Annotated in this window: 17 protein-coding genes; 11 read left to right on the top strand and 6 right to left on the bottom strand. The window is 36.4% G+C overall.

Annotated elements, in window-relative coordinates; genetic code table 11:
• Positions 1-614 precede the first annotated feature (614 nt).
• Positions 615-3,335 (top strand): tetratricopeptide repeat protein, encoded by a 2,721-nt coding sequence (locus tag C2I06_RS22120; protein ID WP_123258865.1) that lies wholly within the window; start codon positions 615-617, stop codon positions 3,333-3,335.
• Between the two features lie 65 nt (positions 3,336-3,400).
• On the opposite strand, the gene C2I06_RS22125 is transcribed toward C2I06_RS22120, so the two are convergent.
• The 5 genes from C2I06_RS22125 to C2I06_RS22145 all read right to left on the bottom strand — a co-directional run bounded on the left by C2I06_RS22125 (position 3,401) and on the right by C2I06_RS22145 (position 8,345).
• Positions 3,401-5,050 carry a glutamine--tRNA ligase/YqeY domain fusion protein gene (locus C2I06_RS22125; protein ID WP_123258866.1) on the bottom strand — a complete coding sequence of 550 codons (1,650 nt, stop codon included), beginning with the start codon at positions 5,048-5,050 and terminating at the stop codon, positions 3,401-3,403.
• 459 nt (positions 5,051-5,509) lie between these two features.
• Positions 5,510-5,836 (bottom strand): AzlD domain-containing protein, encoded by a 327-nt coding sequence (locus C2I06_RS22130; protein WP_123258867.1) that lies wholly within the window; start codon positions 5,834-5,836, stop codon positions 5,510-5,512.
• Positions 5,833-6,558: an AzlC family ABC transporter permease gene (locus tag C2I06_RS22135; protein ID WP_095330636.1), complete on the bottom strand. Its 726-nt coding sequence runs from the start codon at positions 6,556-6,558 to the stop codon at positions 5,833-5,835. Before C2I06_RS22135 ends, C2I06_RS22130 begins: the two co-directional genes overlap by 4 nt.
• Positions 6,559-6,832: 274 nt before the next feature.
• On the bottom strand, positions 6,833-7,036 hold the full coding sequence (locus C2I06_RS22140; protein WP_123258868.1) for a hypothetical protein: 204 nt from the start codon (positions 7,034-7,036) through the stop codon (positions 6,833-6,835).
• A gap of 91 nt (positions 7,037-7,127) precedes the next feature.
• Positions 7,128-8,345: an MFS transporter gene (locus C2I06_RS22145; RefSeq protein WP_095330640.1), complete on the bottom strand. Its 1,218-nt coding sequence runs from the start codon at positions 8,343-8,345 to the stop codon at positions 7,128-7,130.
• 460 nt (positions 8,346-8,805) lie between these two features.
• On the opposite strand from C2I06_RS22145, the gene C2I06_RS22150 reads away from it, so the two are divergent.
• The 4 genes from C2I06_RS22150 (at position 8,806) to C2I06_RS22165 (ending at position 12,734) form a co-directional block, all read left to right on the top strand.
• Positions 8,806-10,155: an aspartate kinase gene (locus C2I06_RS22150; RefSeq protein WP_123258869.1), complete on the top strand. Its 1,350-nt coding sequence runs from the start codon at positions 8,806-8,808 to the stop codon at positions 10,153-10,155.
• A gap of 230 nt (positions 10,156-10,385) precedes the next feature.
• Positions 10,386-11,195: a transporter substrate-binding domain-containing protein gene (locus tag C2I06_RS22155; RefSeq protein ID WP_095330644.1), complete on the top strand. Its 810-nt coding sequence runs from the start codon at positions 10,386-10,388 to the stop codon at positions 11,193-11,195.
• Positions 11,196-11,358: 163 nt separating this feature from the next.
• Positions 11,359-12,015 (top strand): amino acid ABC transporter permease, encoded by a 657-nt coding sequence (locus C2I06_RS22160; RefSeq protein ID WP_095330646.1) that lies wholly within the window; start codon positions 11,359-11,361, stop codon positions 12,013-12,015.
• On the top strand, positions 12,012-12,734 hold the full coding sequence (locus C2I06_RS22165) for an amino acid ABC transporter ATP-binding protein (RefSeq protein WP_123258870.1): 723 nt from the start codon (positions 12,012-12,014) through the stop codon (positions 12,732-12,734). Before C2I06_RS22160 ends, C2I06_RS22165 begins: the two co-directional genes overlap by 4 nt.
• A 97-nt stretch (positions 12,735-12,831) precedes the next feature.
• Here C2I06_RS22165 and C2I06_RS22170 read toward each other — a convergent pair whose 3' ends face one another.
• Positions 12,832-13,593, bottom strand: a complete 762-nt coding sequence (locus tag C2I06_RS22170) for a class I SAM-dependent methyltransferase (RefSeq protein WP_123258871.1) — start codon at positions 13,591-13,593, stop codon at positions 12,832-12,834.
• A 605-nt stretch (positions 13,594-14,198) separates the two neighbouring features.
• On the opposite strand from C2I06_RS22170, the gene C2I06_RS22175 reads away from it, so the two are divergent.
• The 6 genes from C2I06_RS22175 (at position 14,199) to opp4C (ending at position 20,836) form a co-directional block, all read left to right on the top strand.
• A complete protein-coding gene (locus C2I06_RS22175) occupies positions 14,199-15,404 on the top strand; it encodes an amidohydrolase (RefSeq protein WP_047941764.1) in 1,206 nt (401 codons plus the stop codon).
• A 46-nt stretch (positions 15,405-15,450) separates the two neighbouring features.
• Positions 15,451-16,665 (top strand): M20 family metallopeptidase, encoded by a 1,215-nt coding sequence (locus C2I06_RS22180; RefSeq protein ID WP_095330652.1) that lies wholly within the window; start codon positions 15,451-15,453, stop codon positions 16,663-16,665.
• A 236-nt stretch (positions 16,666-16,901) separates the two neighbouring features.
• Positions 16,902-17,924, top strand: coding sequence for an ABC transporter ATP-binding protein (locus C2I06_RS22185; protein ID WP_275068567.1), 1,023 nt, complete (start codon positions 16,902-16,904; stop codon positions 17,922-17,924).
• Positions 17,921-18,934 (top strand): ABC transporter ATP-binding protein, encoded by a 1,014-nt coding sequence (locus tag C2I06_RS22190; protein ID WP_095330653.1) that lies wholly within the window; start codon positions 17,921-17,923, stop codon positions 18,932-18,934. The genes C2I06_RS22185 and C2I06_RS22190 overlap by 4 nt, the downstream gene beginning before the upstream one ends.
• Positions 18,935-18,949: 15 nt before the next feature.
• Positions 18,950-19,900: an ABC transporter permease gene (locus tag C2I06_RS22195; protein ID WP_095330655.1), complete on the top strand. Its 951-nt coding sequence runs from the start codon at positions 18,950-18,952 to the stop codon at positions 19,898-19,900.
• Between the two features lie 12 nt (positions 19,901-19,912).
• The gene (gene opp4C / locus C2I06_RS22200) at positions 19,913-20,836 is read left to right on the top strand and encodes an oligopeptide ABC transporter permease (protein WP_047941760.1); all 924 of its coding nucleotides are present in this window, start codon (positions 19,913-19,915) and stop codon (positions 20,834-20,836) included.
• Positions 20,837-20,845 lie beyond the last annotated feature (9 nt).

Raw genomic sequence — 20,845 nt, forward strand, 5'->3', positions numbered from 1 at the left:
TCAACATTAGCAGAGTTACTATCGGACTCTTTTTTCTCCTGAAGTCGTAATCCTCATAACCAACGACAATCTTCATGATGTCTAGATAAATCACCGCCATTCACTTCCATAAGTTAGTTTCTAGAGAATAATTTCTTATTTGAATGGGGAGTTTCTTCTACTTGGAGATAGATGGAGGAATAGGATGGGCCAAAAGCGATTATTTTCCAAAGAGTATGTTCCTTTATAATTTAAAGGTCTATTGCTATTTTCCCTTGAATAATCCACACTCTGTTAAATGCGAAAGTGAACTAGGTAAAAAGACGGAGAGGATAAATAAAAAACAGGGAAGAAAGGTACGATGGACACTAGAGGATGGGGGTAATAATCAGTAATCTAAATATAATAGTACTTATAAAATAGCACTAAATATATGAAGGAATACCAACATTCTAGAACGATTACTTAGCCTGTTATTATATTGTAAAGAGATTGAATCGGTTTCGAAATCCATGAAATAATCTGATTTGCTACAATGAAGGATAGCCTACATAAGACATAATGATGACGGATGAGCATAAATATATTATTTAGAATGATAAAAAACCACTCTAAATGAATAGCAGGGGGAAGTTATGACATTAGAAAAAAAACTAATTGAAAAAACGTATTATGAAGGATACTTACAGGATAGAGACGAGTCACCAATTGAAGTTTTAGGCCAATTATATATAGCGGAACAAAGAAAGAATGTTCCAGATCTAACTTCCATCCGTTTCGCACAAGGTGAATTATATTTTCAATACCATGACTATGAAGCGGCAATTTTTAAATGGGAGAATATTGGCAATGAATTAGAGCCATGGGCAAAGAAGAACCTAGCAGACGCATACTTGGAATTAGAGGAATATTCAACAGCAGAAAGCTTTTATAAATCCGTTGTGACAGATTCGGAGCTTTTACAAACAGAAATATCTCTGCAGCTGTTTTCATTGTATTTCCAAAAAGAGAATCATGAAATGGCATTAGGGATTATCAATAATCTGGTCCTTACCAATCCAGACTATGCCAATATACCAACTATTGCGAAGTCTTATTATGAAGAACAGCAAAATTGGGAGAAGGCAGTAGAGCTTGCTGTTAACGAAGGTAAAAGAACGGATGGATTAAAGTGGTATGAAGCATTAATTCATTACAGCAACTTAGGAGTGATTCAGCAGTTTGAGCCTGCGTACTTTATAGAGAGCTTAAAAAATCTTCAAGAATTAGACTTTGCTACTTTTGAGAGATTATCTATCTCATTATGGAAAAACTATGAAGACACAGCCTATTATCTAACATGGGTAACGGCATTTAATAGCATTTATGAACCTGTTCCTTGCGAGGGAGAAGAAGGATTAGCGCATATTTTGGAAAGTGCGTACGCTCATTTAATTGATGGCAGTTATTCGATTAAGGAAGTGGAAGAAATCGTTCCGACTCTTTTATCCAATTACTTCTTATCTTCAACTGGACAACAGATTGTATCGGCAGCATCTGCAGTTCTAGCTTGGAATGAAATGTATAAACACTCGATGGAACAATCTGTTGTATCAAAAGCAGAGATGGTGATTAATGAAACAACAGAAACAAATGTATCATTCCAGCAATTTATGAATTTATTTGAATCTATTATCGAGTGGGCAGATAAGCATGATATTCCATTAGACAAGAAGTTTACACAAAAGGTACATGATTTTCTTCCATCAGATCATTATCAGTTATTAATGGTGGGATCTGCTGGAAGTGGTGTAAATGCCTATATTAACGAGCTAGTAGGAGAGACTATTTTAGCAGAAGATACAAATGCTATTTTGACGATAAAGGATAATGACTATCTTGAAATAAACGAAGTAACCAATTCTGGTTTAGAATCAATTGATACACTCACAAATTTTTATAAGGAATTGCTTGTTCAACAGGAAAGCCCGAGAGTATTTCAGTTAGACACTCCTTCTCATTATTTAAACCAAAATAGATGGACAGTTACCACTGCTCCATTTGTAGAAAATGCATCTTATGCAGATTATGCTATGCTTGCTGACAGTCTCTTATTTGTTATTAATGAGCGGTCTGTTTTTTCTTATACGGAATATGAACAATTAAAGAAATGGAAGGAAAAGTCGCCATTTTTAACACTGCAATTTTTAATTTATATCGATGATTTAGATAATGAAAAAGTAGCATCCAAGCGTTTGCAAAAGGCGATGTCTGCAATTCAGCATTATTTTCCAGATAGCAAGATCTTTATTTATTCCAAGCAAGAGGAGAGAGAAGTTCAGCTAGATGAAATTAGCCGTTATTATTACCACCATTTTGCAGCCAGAAAGATGAATGAAGAACGATTGCAAAGCTGTATTTCTATTATTCAAGATTTAATTACTAATCTATTGGATAAACGATTGGATATGGAAGATAGTTTAAAAGCATCACTCCAGCTTTATGAGGAAATGGTAAGCAAGCTGACTGGGGCAAAAAATCAACTGATTGATATGGAAGCCTCTAAAAGTGAGATCATAACAAAGCAGTTTGATGAAATTAAAACAGAAACGCATGAGGCAATAAAAAAAGAAATTCCAGCCATTTTAAAAGGATGTAAGGATTTTATAAAAGAAGATAGTGATTATAGTAAAATGCATATTTCTCTAAATAAAGAGATGAATAGACGAGTAAACGAGTATTTAAATGAAACCTTATCACCGAAAATCCATCGAAGCATTGAAGATTGGATTCAAGCAGCTCATAAACAATTAGAGGATGGCCAACTATTCCTTAATGAGCTAAGCCAAGGCTTTAATGGAATTTACAACGAGCATCCAATAGAGTTATCTTGTGATTTTGTGATTATAGAAGATTGGAAAAGAGATGCACGCCGGTTATCAAGCGGACTTCGCATCGAACCATTAAATATTTTCAACCGTTTTAATGCATCTCAAGTATTTCTGAAGAGTGCTGGAAAGTTACTTGGTGCAATTCAGCAAAATAATAAAATGCTTCAATCAAGATACCAAAAGTATCTGGAAACAGAGGATTTTTCTGAAGTGGCAGCATCTGTTTCGACAGCTGTTTTACAGCATTTTGATTTCTATGAAAAGGGATTGGAAAATGATATTAAAATGTTCTTTGTTCGTCCAAAAGTAACATTAGAGCAATTTGCTGAGGAAAAATCAAAAGATATAGTAGAATATAAGAATTTATTAGAACGATTAAAGAATAATCCAGAATTGTTCCATGACCCATTGAAGTTATTCGAACTACGGCTCTTGCAGTATGACTGGCTTGCCAATACAACCAAGCCAGCAACCACATGGATGTAAGTCAATATAAAAAAGGAGGAGAATAGTCGACTTTTTCGATTATTCTCCTCCTTTTATTGTATTGCTTATAGTTTAAAGGAACTTTTCAAGGAAACGATACGGTTAAATACCGGCTTTTCTGGAGTGGAATATTTAGGATCCACATTGAAGTATCCGTGACGGAAAAATTGGAATTTATCTTGTGGTTTAACATCCTTCATATTTGGCTCAATAAATCCTTGAATTATTTCTAGAGAATTTGGATTAACATAGTCTAAAAACGTTTTTCCTTCTTCCATTTCCTCATCTTCATCTGTAATTAGTGGTTCAAATAAACGGAACTCCGCAGGGATAGCCTGAGATGCTTCGACCCAATGCAATGTTCCTTTTACTTTTCTACCAGTAAATCCACTTCCACTTTTTGTTTCTTTATCATACGTACAATGAAGCTCGATTACATTGCCTTCTTCATCTTTAATTACTTCTTCGCACTTAATAAAGTAAGCATGCTTCAAGCGCACTTCATTACCAGGGAACAAGCGGAAATATTTTTTGGGAGGATTCTCCATAAAGTCTTCTTGTTCAATATAAATTTCACGAGAGAATGGAATTTGTCTAGTTCCCATCTCGGGATTTTCCGGATTGTTTTCCGCTTCTAGCATTTCTACTTGACCTTCCGGATAGTTAGTAATAACTACTTTTAACGGATTTAGGACACCCATTGTACGAGGTGCTTTTAACTTTAAATCTTCCCGTACAAAGTGGTCAAGCATGGCAGAGTCAACGGCACCAGAGCCTTTTGAAATTCCTAATTCCATACAGAAATTACGGATTGCTTCAGGTGTAACGCCTTTTCTTCTTAAGCCAGAAATAGTAGGCATGCGTGGATCATCCCAACCATCTACATATTTCTCGTCCACAAGAAGCTTTAATTTACGTTTGCTCATTACGGTATTCGTAATATTTAAACGGCCAAATTCGATTTGTTGTGGCGTGCTTTCCATCTCACATTCGCGAACAACCCAATCATATAGAGGACGTTGATCTTCGAATTCTGTTGTACAAAGAGAGTGTGTTACGCCCTCAATTGCATCCTCTATTGGATGAGCGAATGCGTACATTGGATAAATACACCATTTATCGCCTGTATTGTGGTGAGTAGCATGGGCAATACGATAGATAACAGGATCCCTTAAGTTAATATTAGGGGAAGTCATATCAATTTTTGCACGAAGAACCTTCTCGCCATTACCGAATTCGCCATTGCGCATTGCTTCAAATAATTGAAGATTTTCTTCAACTGCGCGATTACGATAAGGACTTTCCTTTCCTGGCTCTGTTAACGTTCCGCGGTATTCGCGAATTTCATTGGCTGATAAATCATCAACATAAGCGAGTCCTTTTTTTATTAATAAGACTGCACGGTTGTACATTTCCTCGAAATAGTCAGATGCAAATAATAAATTTTCCCATTCATATCCGAGCCATTCTACATCTTCCTTAATAGAGTTTACATATTCAATGTCCTCTTTTAAAGGGTTTGTATCGTCAAAGCGTAGGTTGGTCTTACCTCCAAATTCATCTGCTAGTCCAAAGTTAATAAAAATAGACTTTGCATGACCAATGTGCAGATATCCATTTGGTTCTGGCGGAAAACGCGTGATAACCGTATCATGCTTCCCAGTTTCTAAATCTTCTTTCATGATGTTTTTTATAAAATTAGAGCCCATCTCCAAGATTATAGCCACCTTTCTAATATGTATGAATACTTTTAGAATAAAATATTTAGCTTAGCCATTCGTCTATATCGAAAATATCCAAACGATCTTAGTATGATTATATCAATAATATAACCAATATTTTATTATAAACTTCACAGAAAGGAAACGAAAGTACAATAAATTTGTTAATTTTTATGGATTTGGATGGTTTCTTTACAAGTTATGGAGTTTTTGTTAGTATTATCCATTTATTAAGTGGTGATTGTTCATAAGACAGATGAAAACCGAAAAAGAAGGAGGTAGAGGGAAAAGTGGTGTTCATAAGGCGGATGAAAGCTGAAAAAGAAGGAGGTAGAGGGAAAAGTGGTGTTCATAAACAAGATGAAAACTGATAAGGAAAGAGCTAGAAGAAAAAGTGTTCATCAAAATAAAAAGCCTCTTTATATAAACAAAAAGAAGCTTTTTACAACATAGCTACAATACCAATCTCACGACAGCGATACACACAACTCCGAATAATACGGTAGTTAATAAACTTTTACTAAGAAAGGCAACAATAAGAGTAGGAATCGTCGCAAGAAGCGCTTCCCAATTAATGCTAATACTATTGCTTCCGCCAGTTTCTAAAAGACTTTCTACGATTAAACCGGTAAAAATGCATACAGGAAGATAAGAAAGCCACTTTTCGACAGATGGAGAAATAGTAAAATTACGTGCCACTAAAAAGGGGATTACTCTCGGAATAAACGTTACAAGTGTACAACCGATTAATAAAAGAAAAAAGGTCATATTGCTCATCATTTATCTGTCACCACCCCAATTGTAGCAACGACGATAGTCGATATAATAACACTTAAGCTGCTTGATAAAAAAGTCGAGAAAATAAGCATGCAGACAATCATCAATGTGATTAACAATAAATAGTGTTTCAGTTTAGTAGGTTCAATTGTTTGCAGCTGGAGAATAAGCAAAGCAATAAACATAGCTGGCAAGGCATAATCTAATCCGAATTGTTCAGGATCAGGAAACCAGCCTCCAATATATCCTCCGACAGTACAAGCTGCAATCCAAACAAGGTAGGCAGTAAGATTTAATCCGTTCATCCATCTATCATTGATTGGCTCTTTTCTAGCAATTTTGGTAATAGCTACTCCAAATGATTCATCTGTTACAAGACTGCCAATGCCAATATTTTTTTGTATAGAATATTGGGTAAATTTAGGTGCTAGGGCGGAGCTTAATAATAAGTGACGTAAATTTACAATGAATGTTGTAAGAATAATCGCACTGATAGGACTTGCAGCTGCAATCATCGCACAAATAATAAACTGGGAGGCACCAGCATAAACAAATGCAGCAAGCAGGAAAACATGCAGGATAGATAAGCCGGATGATACACCGACTACTCCCATTGCAAGACCGATGCTGATATAACCAAGCAAGGTTGGAATACAGTCTTTTACTCCATCCAAATAGGAGAGTGTGTGTTGTTGTTCTTGTTCTACTACTTTAATACTTTCCACAGTCAATCCCCTTTATCGCAAATTAGTAATTGCATATATTATATAAGGACGTAATGTTTTAGGCAATGTCTTATTGTATAGGGGTAAGAGGGAGAGAATGCAGCTGAAAGATTAAGATTACATAAAGAATAAATAGTTAGCAAGAGTATATGTAGAGGATATTAGCGTATCAAATAAAATAGCCATATGTACGCGAAAAAATGAAACAATCCCGGTAGGGGTAGACAATTTTAGAAAGGGGTGTAGAGAAGGATATCCAAGAAAAATATTAAATTTAAAAATAAAAACCATTCTCATCATATCTAGAAGAATGGTTTTGTTTATATTTCTTTTCATTTCGCGTTAATCGTTCTTTCTTTGTTTTCGTTATTTTCGTGATTGGTACAATGCTGCCCCAGGAACCTCTGCGCATCGTTGTATCAAATCCATTTTCACGCAGCACTTTGTCGCGTTTCTTTCTAGCCTTTGATTTAGCCATAGTTATCCTCCTTATGATGACAATTATTTTTCCATTTTATTATACATCATAAAGGAGGAAAATGGTTATTATTTACACAGCAGCTAAATCTTTAGGAAATCGAATGTTTAGCTAGCTTAGGATGGCGGTGCATCATAGTAAATAGGAAAATACCGCTTGCTAATAAGAGAATACTAGTGGAAAAGAATACCATAGAGAAACCAAAGTTACCTGCGATTAGTCCACCAAGGGCAGGACCGATTATATTTCCGAGAAAACGAAGACTTGTTTCATATCCCATTACTTCTCCTTGCATAGCAATAGGTACTTCTTGTCGAATATAAGCAATACGTACAGGAACCATGCCCCCAATTGCAACACCGAGAATAAAGCGGATAATCAGCAATTGCCAGTATTGATTAACAAATCCTCCTGGGAAATAGATAATTCCGGCAATAAACAGGAGAATAACAAGTACTTTGAGGTGACCAGAGCGATCCCCCATTTCTCCCCATTTCCGTGCCATTAGTAAATTCCCTAAACCTGCAGCTGAGAAAGCTAAGCCAGCGAAAAAGGCGATATTTTCCGGACCATGCAATTTACTGACATATAAAGACAGAATAGGCTGGATGCTGAAATGGGCAATTTGTATAAAGGCTGAGATAAGCAGAACGGTAATGAATACAGGGTTTTTAAGAATATAGGCCAATACCTCTTTGCTTGTATAGCTACTTTTTGTACCCTTTTGAGCAGGCAGAACAAATTCTTTAGTTGTAAATACTAGAATAGCAGATATAAAGATGGCAAGAGAAGTAAATCGGAAAGTCGCCGCATAGCCGAAACTATCCGCTAATACGCCTCCAAGTAAAGGACCAATCAAAGATCCAGTAATACTTCCTGTCTGTAAGGTTCCTAATACTTTACCAGCAACTTTTTTGGGAGTTTGTGTGGAGATAAACGCTTGTGACATTGGGATAAAGCCTGTGAAAAATCCTGTGAAAAAGCGAAGAATAAAGACTTCCCAAACAGAATCGGCAAAACTCATTAGAAATATGGAAATGCCTAATCCGATTGCTAAAATGATAAGAATCGTTTTTCTTCCAAATTTATCGCCAATTTTTCCCCATATCGGTGAAAACAAGAAAGCTGCTACAAAGGTCACAGAGAAACAAAGCCCCGACCAATGCTGCACAAATTCAGGTGAATATTGACCAAATGATTCAATATAAAGCGATAAAAATGGGAGAACCATAGTCATGCAGGCACTAATAAAGAAGTTAGCGAACCACATGATTCCTAAGTTTCGTTTTGAATATTTTTGGTTTTCCATTTTGTAAAACACTTCTTTCTAAATATAGTAGAAATTTTATTAAGGTTCCTCCATCTGAAATGGATGGAGTACAAAAGGAGGGATGAGGAGATTGTTAGTAATTGCACAATAAATTTCGTTTAACTAAATATTAGTTTAACGTAAAATTTACATAAATGAAAGTATTTTGGATTATTATTTCCAATAAACAACGTTAAGTGACGCTCAAATTTTTGGATGAAAGTCTTTGTTATAGGTATTTATAGTGATTAACTCAAAATGAAAATCACATTAATTACCAGTTTTATTTTAAGATTTAAGGAGTAGAAGCCAAGTGGAAAAATACATTTGTTTACTCTATAAAAACAAATGTATTTTTAGAGAGGAAATGACTTGATTATTTATCATGAAATAGTGATAATAGCCATAGTGAACAATTTAGAAAATTGTTACTATTTAACAATCAGTGGGAGTTGGCGAAATGAAGGTTGTCAAATTTGGGGGTAGTTCTCTAGCTACAGGGAAGCAATTGGAAAAAGTGTTACAAATAGTAAAGGCGGATAAGGAGAGAAGGATTGTCGTCGTGTCTGCTCCTGGAAAAAGATATGATTCAGATACGAAGGTAACGGATTTATTAATTCAATGTGCGCAAGCTGTGGTAAATGGAAGTGGTTATTCTTCTTATTTAGAGGAAGTGTTAGATAGATATGCTAGTATTGCTAAAGAATTGGATTTATCGAGTGATATTATAACGAATATTAAAAGCGACTTATTGGATTTAATAAATACATCTTCTAATATAAATGCTTTTATGGAAGCAATGAAGGCTAGCGGAGAGGATAATAATGCTAAATTAGTTGCACATTTCTTTAAAGCTAGAGGATTAGATGCCATTTATATTAGTCCAAAGGAAGCGGGCTTGATTGTTAGTGATGATCCCGGAAATGCTCAAGTACTTTCTGAATCTTACGATCGGTTATATTCCTTAAGAGAAGAGAAGCGAATAATTGTATTTCCAGGTTTTTTTGGTTACAGTGAAGCGGGAGATGTAGTGACATTTTCAAGAAGTGGATCAGATATTACGGGAGCGATTCTCGCCAATGGCGTGAAAGCGGAGTTGTATGAAAACTTTACAGATGTGGATGCTGTTTACTCTGTAAATCCTTCCATTGTAACGCAGCCGAAAGAAATTAAGGAACTTACTTATCGGGAAATGCGTGAATTATCATATGCCGGTTTCTCTGTATTTCATGCGGAAGCTTTAATTCCAGCGTATCGTGCAGGTATTCCAGTTCAAGTAAGAAATACAAATAATCCATCCGCACAAGGAACAAGAATAGTCGCTTCTAGAAATAATACGAATGGTCCTGTAATTGGCATTGCTAATGATAAGGGATTTTGTTCTATTTATATTAGTAAATATTTAATGAATCGTGAAGTAGGGTTTGCCAGAAAAGTTCTATCGATATTAGAGGATTATCATATTTCGTATGAACATATGCCTTCTGGAATTGATGATTTAACAATTGTTTTACGCCAAGATCAATTGACAGGGAAAAGCGAACAAGAGATATTGGCTAGAATATCAGAGGAACTACAAGTGGAAGAAATAAAAGTGGAACACGATTTAGCGCTTATCATGCTTGTAGGGGAAGGGATGCGACGTAATATCGGTACAAATGCCCGTGCATCCAAAGCACTTGCGAAAGCGGAAGTGAATATTGAAATGATTAACCAAGGTTCTTCTGAAGTAAGCATGATGTTTGGAGTAAAAGAAACAGTTGTCAAAAAGGCTGTAAAAGCTTTATATGAAGAGTTTTTTGTGGAGTAGAGAAAAAAGAAGTTCCTTTTTAAAATTAGAAAGAGGGACTTCTTTTTAACTCTTAAATTTTATGAAAATTCAAAAAAGTTTTCTTGTATATAAATAAACAAAAAGTTATAATGAATGCATTATACAAGATAGTGATAAAGCAAACGGAAAAATTTTTATTTTAAATTGATTGAAAATTCTATATTATTTTAATATACAGTTTTCAATCAATCAAAAGAGGGGGATTTACAATGAGGAAAAACGGCATTTTATTTGCTTTATTTATATCGATTGTTCTTGTTTTAGCAGCATGTGGGACAGGTTCAGAAAAAGCAAATAGTGATGGAGACGGCAAAAAGAAATTAAGAGTCGTTACAGATGCGGCTTATGCACCATTTGAGTATATGGATAAAGACAAGATTATTGGCTTCGATGTCGATATTTTCACAGCGGCGGCAGAGGAAGCTGGCTATGACTTTGAAATTGTCAACGTTGGATGGGACCCACTCTTTGCAGAATTAGAAAATGGCACAGCGGATGTTGGTTTATCAGCCATTACAATAAACGATGACCGACTTAAATCCTATGATTTCTCTGTTCCATATTTTGAAAGTACGAATAAAATTTTGGCACCAGAAGGTACTGATATTAAGAAAGCGGCTGATCTAACGGATAAGACTGTTGCTGTTCAATCAGGAACAACAGGTGCAGATGCAGTCGATGCGCTCCTAGGAAATGGCAATGAAAAAGTAAAAAAGTTTGAAAATAATAATTTAGCTATTTTGGAAATGAAGAATCAGGGTGCAGCTGCTGTTGTGGCAGATAATGCAGTATTAGAAGCATATGCGAAAAATAATCCGCAAGATAACTTTATCGTGATTGAGGATAAAGAAGGATTTGAATCAGAATACTATGGATTCATGTTCCCGAAAGATAGTGAGATGGAAGCTGATTTAAGCAAAGGTCTTAATGCTATTTTTGATAATGGTAAATATGCAGAGATATATAAAGAATGGTTTGGGCAAGATCCAGATATTGAAAATTTAAAAGCACAACAATAGAAGAGTCGCAAATGAGGAAGGTACTCAGGATGGACATTACCCGCTTTGACAAGGAGGGAGCACAATACTTCTTCTAGATTGTATCTTAGTGAGGGAATGTTCCTTCTGAGTGCCTATGCTGATGAATATCAGTCATTTTGTGGTCTTTGGAGGAGAAGAGGTAATGGATTTTAATTTTACGATTATTTTAGAGTATGCTGACTTATTTAAAAAGGGGATATTAGTGACCATTCAATTATCCTTGTATGCAATAGTATTTGGTACGGTTTTAGGTTTATTAATCGGCCTTGGAAAAATAGCAAAGAATCAATTGGTTGCTTTTCCTTTCCGTTGCTATATTGCTATTTTCCGCGGCACCCCTCTTTTTGTACAAATCCTAATCATTCATTTTGGATTTATCCCATTATTTTTAAATACAACCAATGCCATGATAGCAGCAATTGTTGCATTATCGCTTAACGCAGCTGCTTATATTGCAGAGATTTTTAGAGCTGGAATTGAATCCATTGACCGTGGTCAGATGGAAGCAGGCAGATCCTTAGGGATGACGCATATACAGGCAATGCGATACATAGTACTTCCTCAGTCCTTTAAACGAATGATTCCCCCGTTAGGCAATGAATTTATTGTATTAATTAAAGATTCTTCTTTAGCAGCTGTTATTGCTGCTCCAGAGTTAATGTACTATGCAAGGCTGATGATGGGACAGTATAACCGAGTTTGGGAGCCATATTTAACAGTAGCTGTTATTTATCTTGTCTTAACCTTAACATTAAGCTTCTTCTTAACTCGTTTGGAAAGAAGGTTGAAAACAGAATGATTGTTGTTGAAAAATTAAAAAAGTCCTTCGGAGATAATGAAGTATTAAAGGATATAAGTATGACTATTAATCAGAAGGAGGTCGTCGTAATTATTGGTCCTTCTGGATCGGGAAAATCAACTTTTTTGCGCTGCATCAATTTACTAGAAAGTATATCGGATGGAACGATTCATATTAAAGGGAAGAATATTACGGATAAGTCCACAAATATTAATGAAGTACGTAAGGATGTAGGGATGGTGTTTCAACAGTTTAATTTATTCCCGCATAAGTCAGTTCTTCAAAATATTATGCTTTCACCTATGAAAGTAAGGAAGGTCTCAAAAGAAAATGCTCGGATAAAGGCATTAGAATTATTGAAAAAAGTGGGCTTAGAGGATAAAGCAAATGTATATCCTGATTCACTCTCTGGTGGACAAAAACAGCGTGTCGCCATCGCGAGAGCACTCGCAATGGAACCAAGTATTATGTTATTTGATGAGCCGACGTCTGCGTTAGATCCAGAGATGGTAGGAGAGGTATTGGAAGTGATGAAGGAACTTGCCAAGGAAGGAATGACGATGATTGTAGTAACGCATGAAATGGGATTTGCAAGAGAAGTTGGAGATCGTGTGATTTTCATGGACGGTGGATATGTAGTCGAAGAAAATACACCAGTAAAGTTATTTACACATCCACAAGAAGAACGTACCATCTCTTTCTTAAGTAAGATCTTATAAAGTGGCAAGAAGACAAGTGAAACTTCTATTGAAGGAGATTCACTTGTCTTTTGGTATAGGTGTGCTATCACATGTTTTTATAAGGTTAATCTTACCATTATTGTTTTCTTACAGCTTCAAAAGTAATGATTTGACTTGCATTTGATGGTTGCTTCTCGTAAACATAATCAGCAGAGCACGTAATATCAGAGAAACCGATATTTTCCAAAATAAGCTTAAATTCTTCGATTCCATACCAACGCAAAGCAAAACGTTGTAACTCGGTTTGAATCAACTTTCCTTTACGCCATTTCTCATATTTCAAGTAGGAAATAGTAAATTGATTGAGCCAATCCAATTCAATCGATTTGTTTTCCAGCGTAATCCCATCCCCGTTAGGTAGGGAAAAAGTTGAAGTAGAAATCTCTCCTGTTTTCCAATCATGAGGTAATAGAAGATCAACAATCAAACGTCCTCCTGGAACAAGATGTTTATAAAAGCACTTCAATGCGTTTAGAGAGTCTTCTCGTTTTTCTATTAAACAAAAGGAACCTGTAGGAATAATAATTGCCTTATAATTAAATGGCAATGAAAGTCCCTGTAATTTATCTTCATATAAATTAGGGCTTAATCCTCTTTCTTCACAACGTTTCCGACAAGAGTTCAACATTTCAGGAGAATAATCAATTCCATCAATTATATATCCCGCCTCAAGAAGTGGAATAATAAAACGTCCTGAGCCAACAGCAGCTTCTAGAATACGCCCCTGACAATTTTTTAACCGTTCTTGGTAATATTCAATATCCCCATTTAAAGAGTACCCCACAGGCTTTGTTAAATCGTAGAGCTCGGTACAAAGTTCGCTATAATAACTAAACATATAGTATTTTCCTCCATTTTTGTATACGGAAGATTTTTAATAAAAGAAACTTCTAATATTAACCCCTCCGTACCCTGTATTTAATTGATAGTTGGAAAGAACGGACTGTCATAGTAAATCACTCGCTTTCAATAAGAGATAATAAAAATATAACACAATATTTTGATAATTTTTTTATTTATGCTGAATAAAGGTATATATACATTCTTAAATCATCTCTAAATGAGGTGTCGCCCCAGTATCATCGAACTTGGATAAAATTTATTTGTAATAGAGAAAAGTAATATTTTTATCGTTTTGGGGAACAAGCATTTTTTACTTGATGGGCATGTGGTAGAACACCATTAGGAGAAAGGAATTAATTTAGTAGGAGAAAAATAAATGATGTAAACGATAACAACCCTAATAAATAGGGATGATAGGAAAAATAAAAGGTTGTTGATTTAATCTGAATATTTTGATGATTAAAAAAACTTATTATACATTGCTTGAAATTACCGTTAATATAAAAGAAATCAAAATTAAGGGATATGGTTAAGCTGCATTTTTTCTAACTTTTCAAGAAGTATTCCTTATTCATAAGCAAATTTATTAGGAGGGGTAGTATGTTAAAAAAATGGCATAGTGAATTAGCCGAGATGTTTGATCAAATGGTTGAGTGGAGAAGACATTTTCATCAGTACCCAGAACTATCTTTCCAAGAGGTGGAAACACCAAGAATGATTGCTGAAATTTTAGAAGGATTCGGTATTGAAGTAAGGAGAAATGTTGGTGGAAGAGGAGTAGTTGGGAAAATATATGGAGCCAAACCTGGCAAAACGATTGCGCTGCGAGCAGACTTTGATGCATTGCCAATTCAAGATGGAAAGGATGTACCGTATAAATCGAAGGTGCCAGGAGTTATGCATGCATGTGGACATGATGGACATACAGCTACTCTTTTAGCAGTGGCGAAAGTACTTCAAGATAATAGGGATAGTATTGCTGGGAATATTGTACTGCTTCATCAGCATGCTGAAGAATTATCCCCTGGTGGAGCAAAAGCAATGATTGAAGACGATTGTTTAAAAGATGTAGATGTCGTTTATGGGGCGCATCTTTCCTCATTAAATGAACTCGGAAAATATTATTATAAACCCGGATACTCGCAAGCAGCAGCAGATGCATTTGAAATTACCATTAAAGGAAAGGGTGGACATGGTTCCGCTCCTCATGAAACAGTGGATGCGATTGCGGTCGGAACGGCGCTAGTCAGCCAGCTACAATATATTGCGAGCAGACGTGTAGATCCATTAAATCCCGTTGTACTATCTGTAGGATCCTTTCATGGAGGAAAGGCGCAAAATGTCATTGCTGATACTGCTGTGATGACAGGAACCGTCCGAACACTAGATAAAGATCTGCGTTTATTTATGGAAGAAGAGATCAAATTAATGGTAAATGAGATTTGTGAGAGCATGCAGGCTACTGCTGAAATTAATTATATAAAGGGATATCCAGCTGTATATAATCATGAGGAAGAAGTAGAAGTTTTTGAAAAGGTTATAGAAAATTCATTAGATAAGAATATGTTAGTTCGTTCCGTACCAATCATGGGAGCAGAGGATTTTTCTTATTATTTGCTTGAAAAGCCGGGCATGTTTTTTCATACAGGAGCAAAAGTCTCAGAGGGAAAAGCTTATCCTCATCATCATCCAATGTTCGATTTTGACGAAAGAGCAATGATTTATGCTGGAAAAGCATTTTTGAGTATTGTCGATAATTATGTATCGATCCAAGTAAAAGAAAACCTTGCTGAACCAGTTCTATAAGAAAGAGCTTTTCGAAAATTAATGTAATGGGATGGGAGCGATTGAGATGCTAGAGAAATGGTATGAAGAAATTGAAGCTATGTATGAGCAAATGGTAGAGTGGAGACGATATTTACACGAAAATCCAGAGCTATCTTTTCAAGAAATTAATACAAGTAAGATGATTGGTGATCTGTTGGAAAGCTTCGGAATTGAAGTAAGACGAAATGTTGGTGGAAATGGGATTGTAGGTAAGATTTACGGTGCTAAGCCTGGAAAAACGATTGCCTTACGAGCAGACTTTGATGCCTTACCGATTCAGGATGAAAAGAATGTAGCTTTTAAATCGAAAGTTCCAGGTGTGATGCATGCATGTGGACATGATGGGCATACAGCTACATTGCTGGCAGTAGCAAAGGTTCTCCAGAATAATGCGGAAGAACTGGCTGGGAATGTAGTTCTATTACACCAGCATGCGGAGGAATCACCGCCAGGGGGAGCCATTGCCATGATTGAAGATGGCTGCTTAGAGGATGTAGATGTTGTCTATGGTGCCCATTTAGCCTCTGGCAGTGACCTAGGGAGTGTCCTTTATAGGATTGGACCAGTATCCGCTGCAAGTGATGCATTTGAATTGAAAATTCAAGGGAAAGGTGGACATGGTGCATCTCCTCATCAAACAATTGACGCTGTTGCAGTTGGCGTCCAAATTACCAATCAACTAAAGCATATTGTAAGCAGAAGAGTAAACCCACAGAAGCCCGCAGTTATTTCCATTGGATCGTTCCATGCAGGAAATGCAGGAAATGTCATTTCAGATACAGCTGAATTAACTGGGACCGTTCGTACATTTGATGAAGATGTACGATCATTGATCATAGAAGAAATGGAGCAGCTAATTAAAGGGGTATGTAAAGCATTCCATGCAACTTATGAATTTAATTATACAAAAGGCTATCCCTCTACTGTAAATACAGCGGATGAAACAAATATACTCGAAAAATGTTTGATAAATACCTTGCCAGAAAGCAAGCCTGTCATAATAGAAAAACCAGGAATGGGTGGAGAAGATTTCTCTTATTATCTACAAAATCGACCTGGATGTTTCTTTTCAGTAGGGGCTAGAAACGAAGATATAGAGGCAATTTATCCTCATCATCATCCAAAGTTTACTTTTGATGAAAGGGCCATGCTCCATACAGCTAAGATATTTTTGAGTCTAGTAGATTACTACACGAATACAGAAAGGAAAGAGGCTTTGGTGAACAGCTCTACAATATAAAGTCTAGTATTCTAACAAGCGATAAGCGCCTATCAGCTAGCAAACTTCCAATCATCTCTGTTGCGTAGTCAACATCAGTTCACTAGCGATCACTGTGTTTCCTTTATCTCAGTCGGTGATCTTCGACGTACAGGGATGTACTAGTGTCGACGTTGCAACAGGACGTTGCGTAGTTAGTCGACCAGTTTGTACGCTGATGAGCAAGGCGCTTACGCTTTACTTGAAGGAGGGGAAGTATGGTGCGGAATATTTTAGAGGTGGAGAAATTGCAAACAGCTTTTCGGACGGATAAGGGGGAGGTTATTTCGGTAGAGGAGGTTACTTTTCAGCTTAAGCCAGGAGAGACTATTGGTATTGTAGGAGAGTCAGGTTGTGGTAAGAGTGTTACTTCCCTATCGATTATGAGACTATTAGGAAAACATGGTTATATCAAAAAAGGAACGATAAATCTGAAAGGAAAAGAATTAACGACACTAACGGAAGCAGAGATGCGAAAAGTTAGAGGAAATGAAATTTCGATGATCTTTCAAGAACCAATGACTTCTTTAAATCCGGTTTTTACAATCGGAAATCAAATGGTGGAATTAATTCGTCTACATATGGGCTTAAATGCCAAAAAAGCAAAGAGCTATGCGGTAAAAATGCTGAAAAAAGTAGGAATTCCAAGAGCAGAGGTAATTATTGATGAATATCCACATGCTCTTTCTGGAGGAATGCGGCAAAGGGTAATGATAGCGATGGCTCTATCTTGTAAACCGAAGCTTCTAATTGCAGATGAACCAACAACAGCATTAGATGTAACCATTCAAGCACAGATTCTTGAATTGATGAAAAGTTTAAAAAACGAATCAGAGACAGCGATTATGATGATTACCCATGATTTAGGAGTTATTGCGGAAATGGCTGATAAGGTTATCGTCATGTATGCCGGGCAGGTGGTAGAAGAGGCAGATGTCTTCACTCTTTTTGATGAGCCAAAGCATCCTTATACCAAAGGCTTAATCGAATCTATTCCACATTTAGAGTATGATTCCCAAGAAAAATTATATTCTATTCCAGGCTCTGTTCCGACATTACAGCAAATGCCAAAAGGCTGTAGATTTCATACTCGCTGCCCTCATGTCACTGAAAAATGCATTGCCGAAAAGCCTCCCCATATTAGCATAGACAATCAAGCAGATCACAAGGTTCGTTGTTGGTTGTATGAGACACAGCAACAAGGAAACATGCTGGAAGAGGAAAGGGAGGTTAAGATATGAGTGTAGAAATCTTGTCTAAAAAAGACAGAATATTCAAAGAACAAATGCAGCCATTAGTAGAAATCCAAAATTTAAAAAAATATTATCCGATTAAAAAAGGGATATTATCGAAAACCGTTGGCCATGTAAAAGCAGTAGACGGTCTTGATTTTTCCATTTATTCTGGGGAAACAATTTCCCTTGTTGGTGAATCAGGGTGTGGGAAATCCACTACTGGAAGAGCTATTGTGAAGCTAGATCCTCCGACAGATGGGAAAGTTTTATTTGAAGGAAGGGATATGGCTGCCATTCAAAACAAGGAATTAAGAAAAATTCGCACAGATATGCAAATCATCTTTCAGGATCCCTATTCTTCTCTCAATCCGCGAAAGCGAATCGGTGATTTATTGGCAGAGCCTCTAATTGCCCACAGACTTGCGTCAAAAGAAGAAGCAAGTAAAAAGGTAGATCGAATGCTTGAAATAGTAGGATTAACTAAATTTCATAAAAGCAGATATCCTCATGAATTTTCTGGCGGTCAAAGACAAAGGGTAGGGATTGCTAGAGCCCTTATGCTAAACCCAAAATTGATTGTTTGCGACGAACCGGTATCAGCATTGGATGTTTCTATTCAAGCGCAAGTACTAAATTTATTAAAGGATTTACAAAAAGAATTTAATTTAACCTATTTATTTATTGCCCATGGTCTAGGAGCAGTTAAGTATATTAGTGATCGAATTGCCGTCATGTATTTAGGCAAAATTGTGGAAATTGGAAAGACCGAAGAAATTTTTAGGAATCCAAAGCATCCTTATACACAAGTGTTGCTGAGTGCCTATCCGATTCCTAATCCTCATCTTCGAAATAGAGAGCGGATTGTGGTAGAAGGGGATGTTCCAAGTCCGGCAAATCCACCAAATGGCTGCAGGTTCCATACTAGATGTCCTATGGCACAAGCTATGTGTAAGGAGAAGGAGCCGCTATTAGATGGAGCAAATCATTCAGTTGCCTGTCATTTTCCACTAAGTTAAAGGAGGGAGATTCATTTGTTCCAATATATTATCAGGAGATTATTGATTGCTATTCCAGTGTTGTTGGGGGTAACGGTATTTAACTTTATTATTATTAACTTAGCTCCTGGTAACCCGGTGGATATGTATATTAATCCAGATACTACTCAGGCTGATATTGACGCAAAGAAAGAAGCATTAGGTCTTAATGATCCTATTTATATTCAATACTTTAGATGGCTTGGAAATCTTTTGCAAGGAGATTTTGGATTTTCCTATACAACATATGAACCTGTATTAGATTTAGTGCTAAATCGTGTTGGTCCCACGTTGCTCCTTATGAGCACTGCCTTAATTATTGCTTATATTATTGCCATTCCAATAGGAATTTTGAGTGCGACAAAGCAGTATTCTTGGATTGATTATTTAACTACTACTTTTTCATTTTTAGGTGTATCCATTCCTAACTTTTTCTTAGGATTAGGAAGTATTTACGTATTTGCACTTGTTTTAAATATCTTACCGACAGGTGGCATGTTTACGTTGGGAAGCAGTGGAGGATTTATGGATACATTGTTTCACCTCATTATGCCAGCCGCTATATTAGGAACCGGGATTGCAGGCAGTACGGTTCGCTATGTCAGAAGCAGCATGTTGGAAGTAATGGGGCAAGATTATTTGCGGACAGCAAGAGCAAAAGGATTAAAAGAGTTTATCGTTACCAATAAGCATGGATTAAAGAATGCATTAATTCCTATTATTACAATTATTGGAATGGAAATACCAATTTTAATAGGAGGCGCAGTAGTAACGGAGCAAATTTTTCAATGGCCAGGCTTAGGACAACTAACAATCCAGTCGATTTCCTCTCGTGACTATCCTACGTTAATGGCGATAAATTTTATTGCAGCACTTGCTGTCCTATTTTCGAATTTACTTGCTGATATTTTATATGCCGTAGTAGATCCGCGAATAAAGTATAACTAAGGAGGAGTGCATATGAGTATTCCTAATGTGAAAGTGGATACGGAATTACAAGTTAATGTGGTGATTCCTGTTCAAAATCAATTGGGGAATGAAGAAAGCTATCTAAAACTAATAACAAAACGTTTTTTTAAACATAAGTTGGCCGTTGTTGGTCTCATTATTTTTTCATTAATGGTTCTAATTGCAATCTTTGCTCCAGTAATTGCACCGCATAATCCATATTCTGTCGATGGCGAATTTGCGTCTGCTCCTTCTGCTAATAATATTCTTGGTACAGATGAAGTGGGGAGGGACTTGTTTAGCCGACTATTATATGCTGCTAGAGTCTCTTTATCAGTAGGAGTTGGAGCAGTGGCAATTTATGTTGCTATTGGTACTATACTAGGAGCGATTGCGGGATATTTTGGGAAATGGGTGGACATGGTTATCATGCGTATTACAGATGTATTCATGTCATTTCCGTATTTAATGGTAATTTTGGTTCTTGTAAGTATAATGGGGCCAAGTCTATTTAACGTTATTTTAGTATTAGGTTTGCTCGGATGGCCATCGATTGCAAGATTAGTAAGAGGGTGTGTATTAACAATTAAAGAAATGGATTATGTTAAAGCAGGTGTCGCTTTAGGGTATTCCACGCCAAAAATTGTTTTTCAACATATTCTTCCGAATTGTATTGCGCCGATTCTTGTTAATGCTACATTTGGCATTGCATCTGCCATTATTATGGAAGCATCCTTGAGCTTTTTAGGGATGGGTGTTCAGCCTCCTACAGCAAGCTGGGGGAATATGCTTAATGAAGCTCAATCCATTACTGTATTGGCAACACAGCCTTGGTTATGGATCCCGCCTGGAGTCATGATATTACTTGCTGTATTATCCATAAATTTTATGGGGGACGGTTTGCGAGATGCAATGGATCCCAAGAGCCATAAATGATGAGGAGAT

This window comes from Niallia circulans (assembly GCF_003726095.1).
GTDB classification, from domain to species: Bacteria; Bacillota; Bacilli; order Bacillales; family Cytobacillaceae; genus Niallia; species Niallia circulans_A.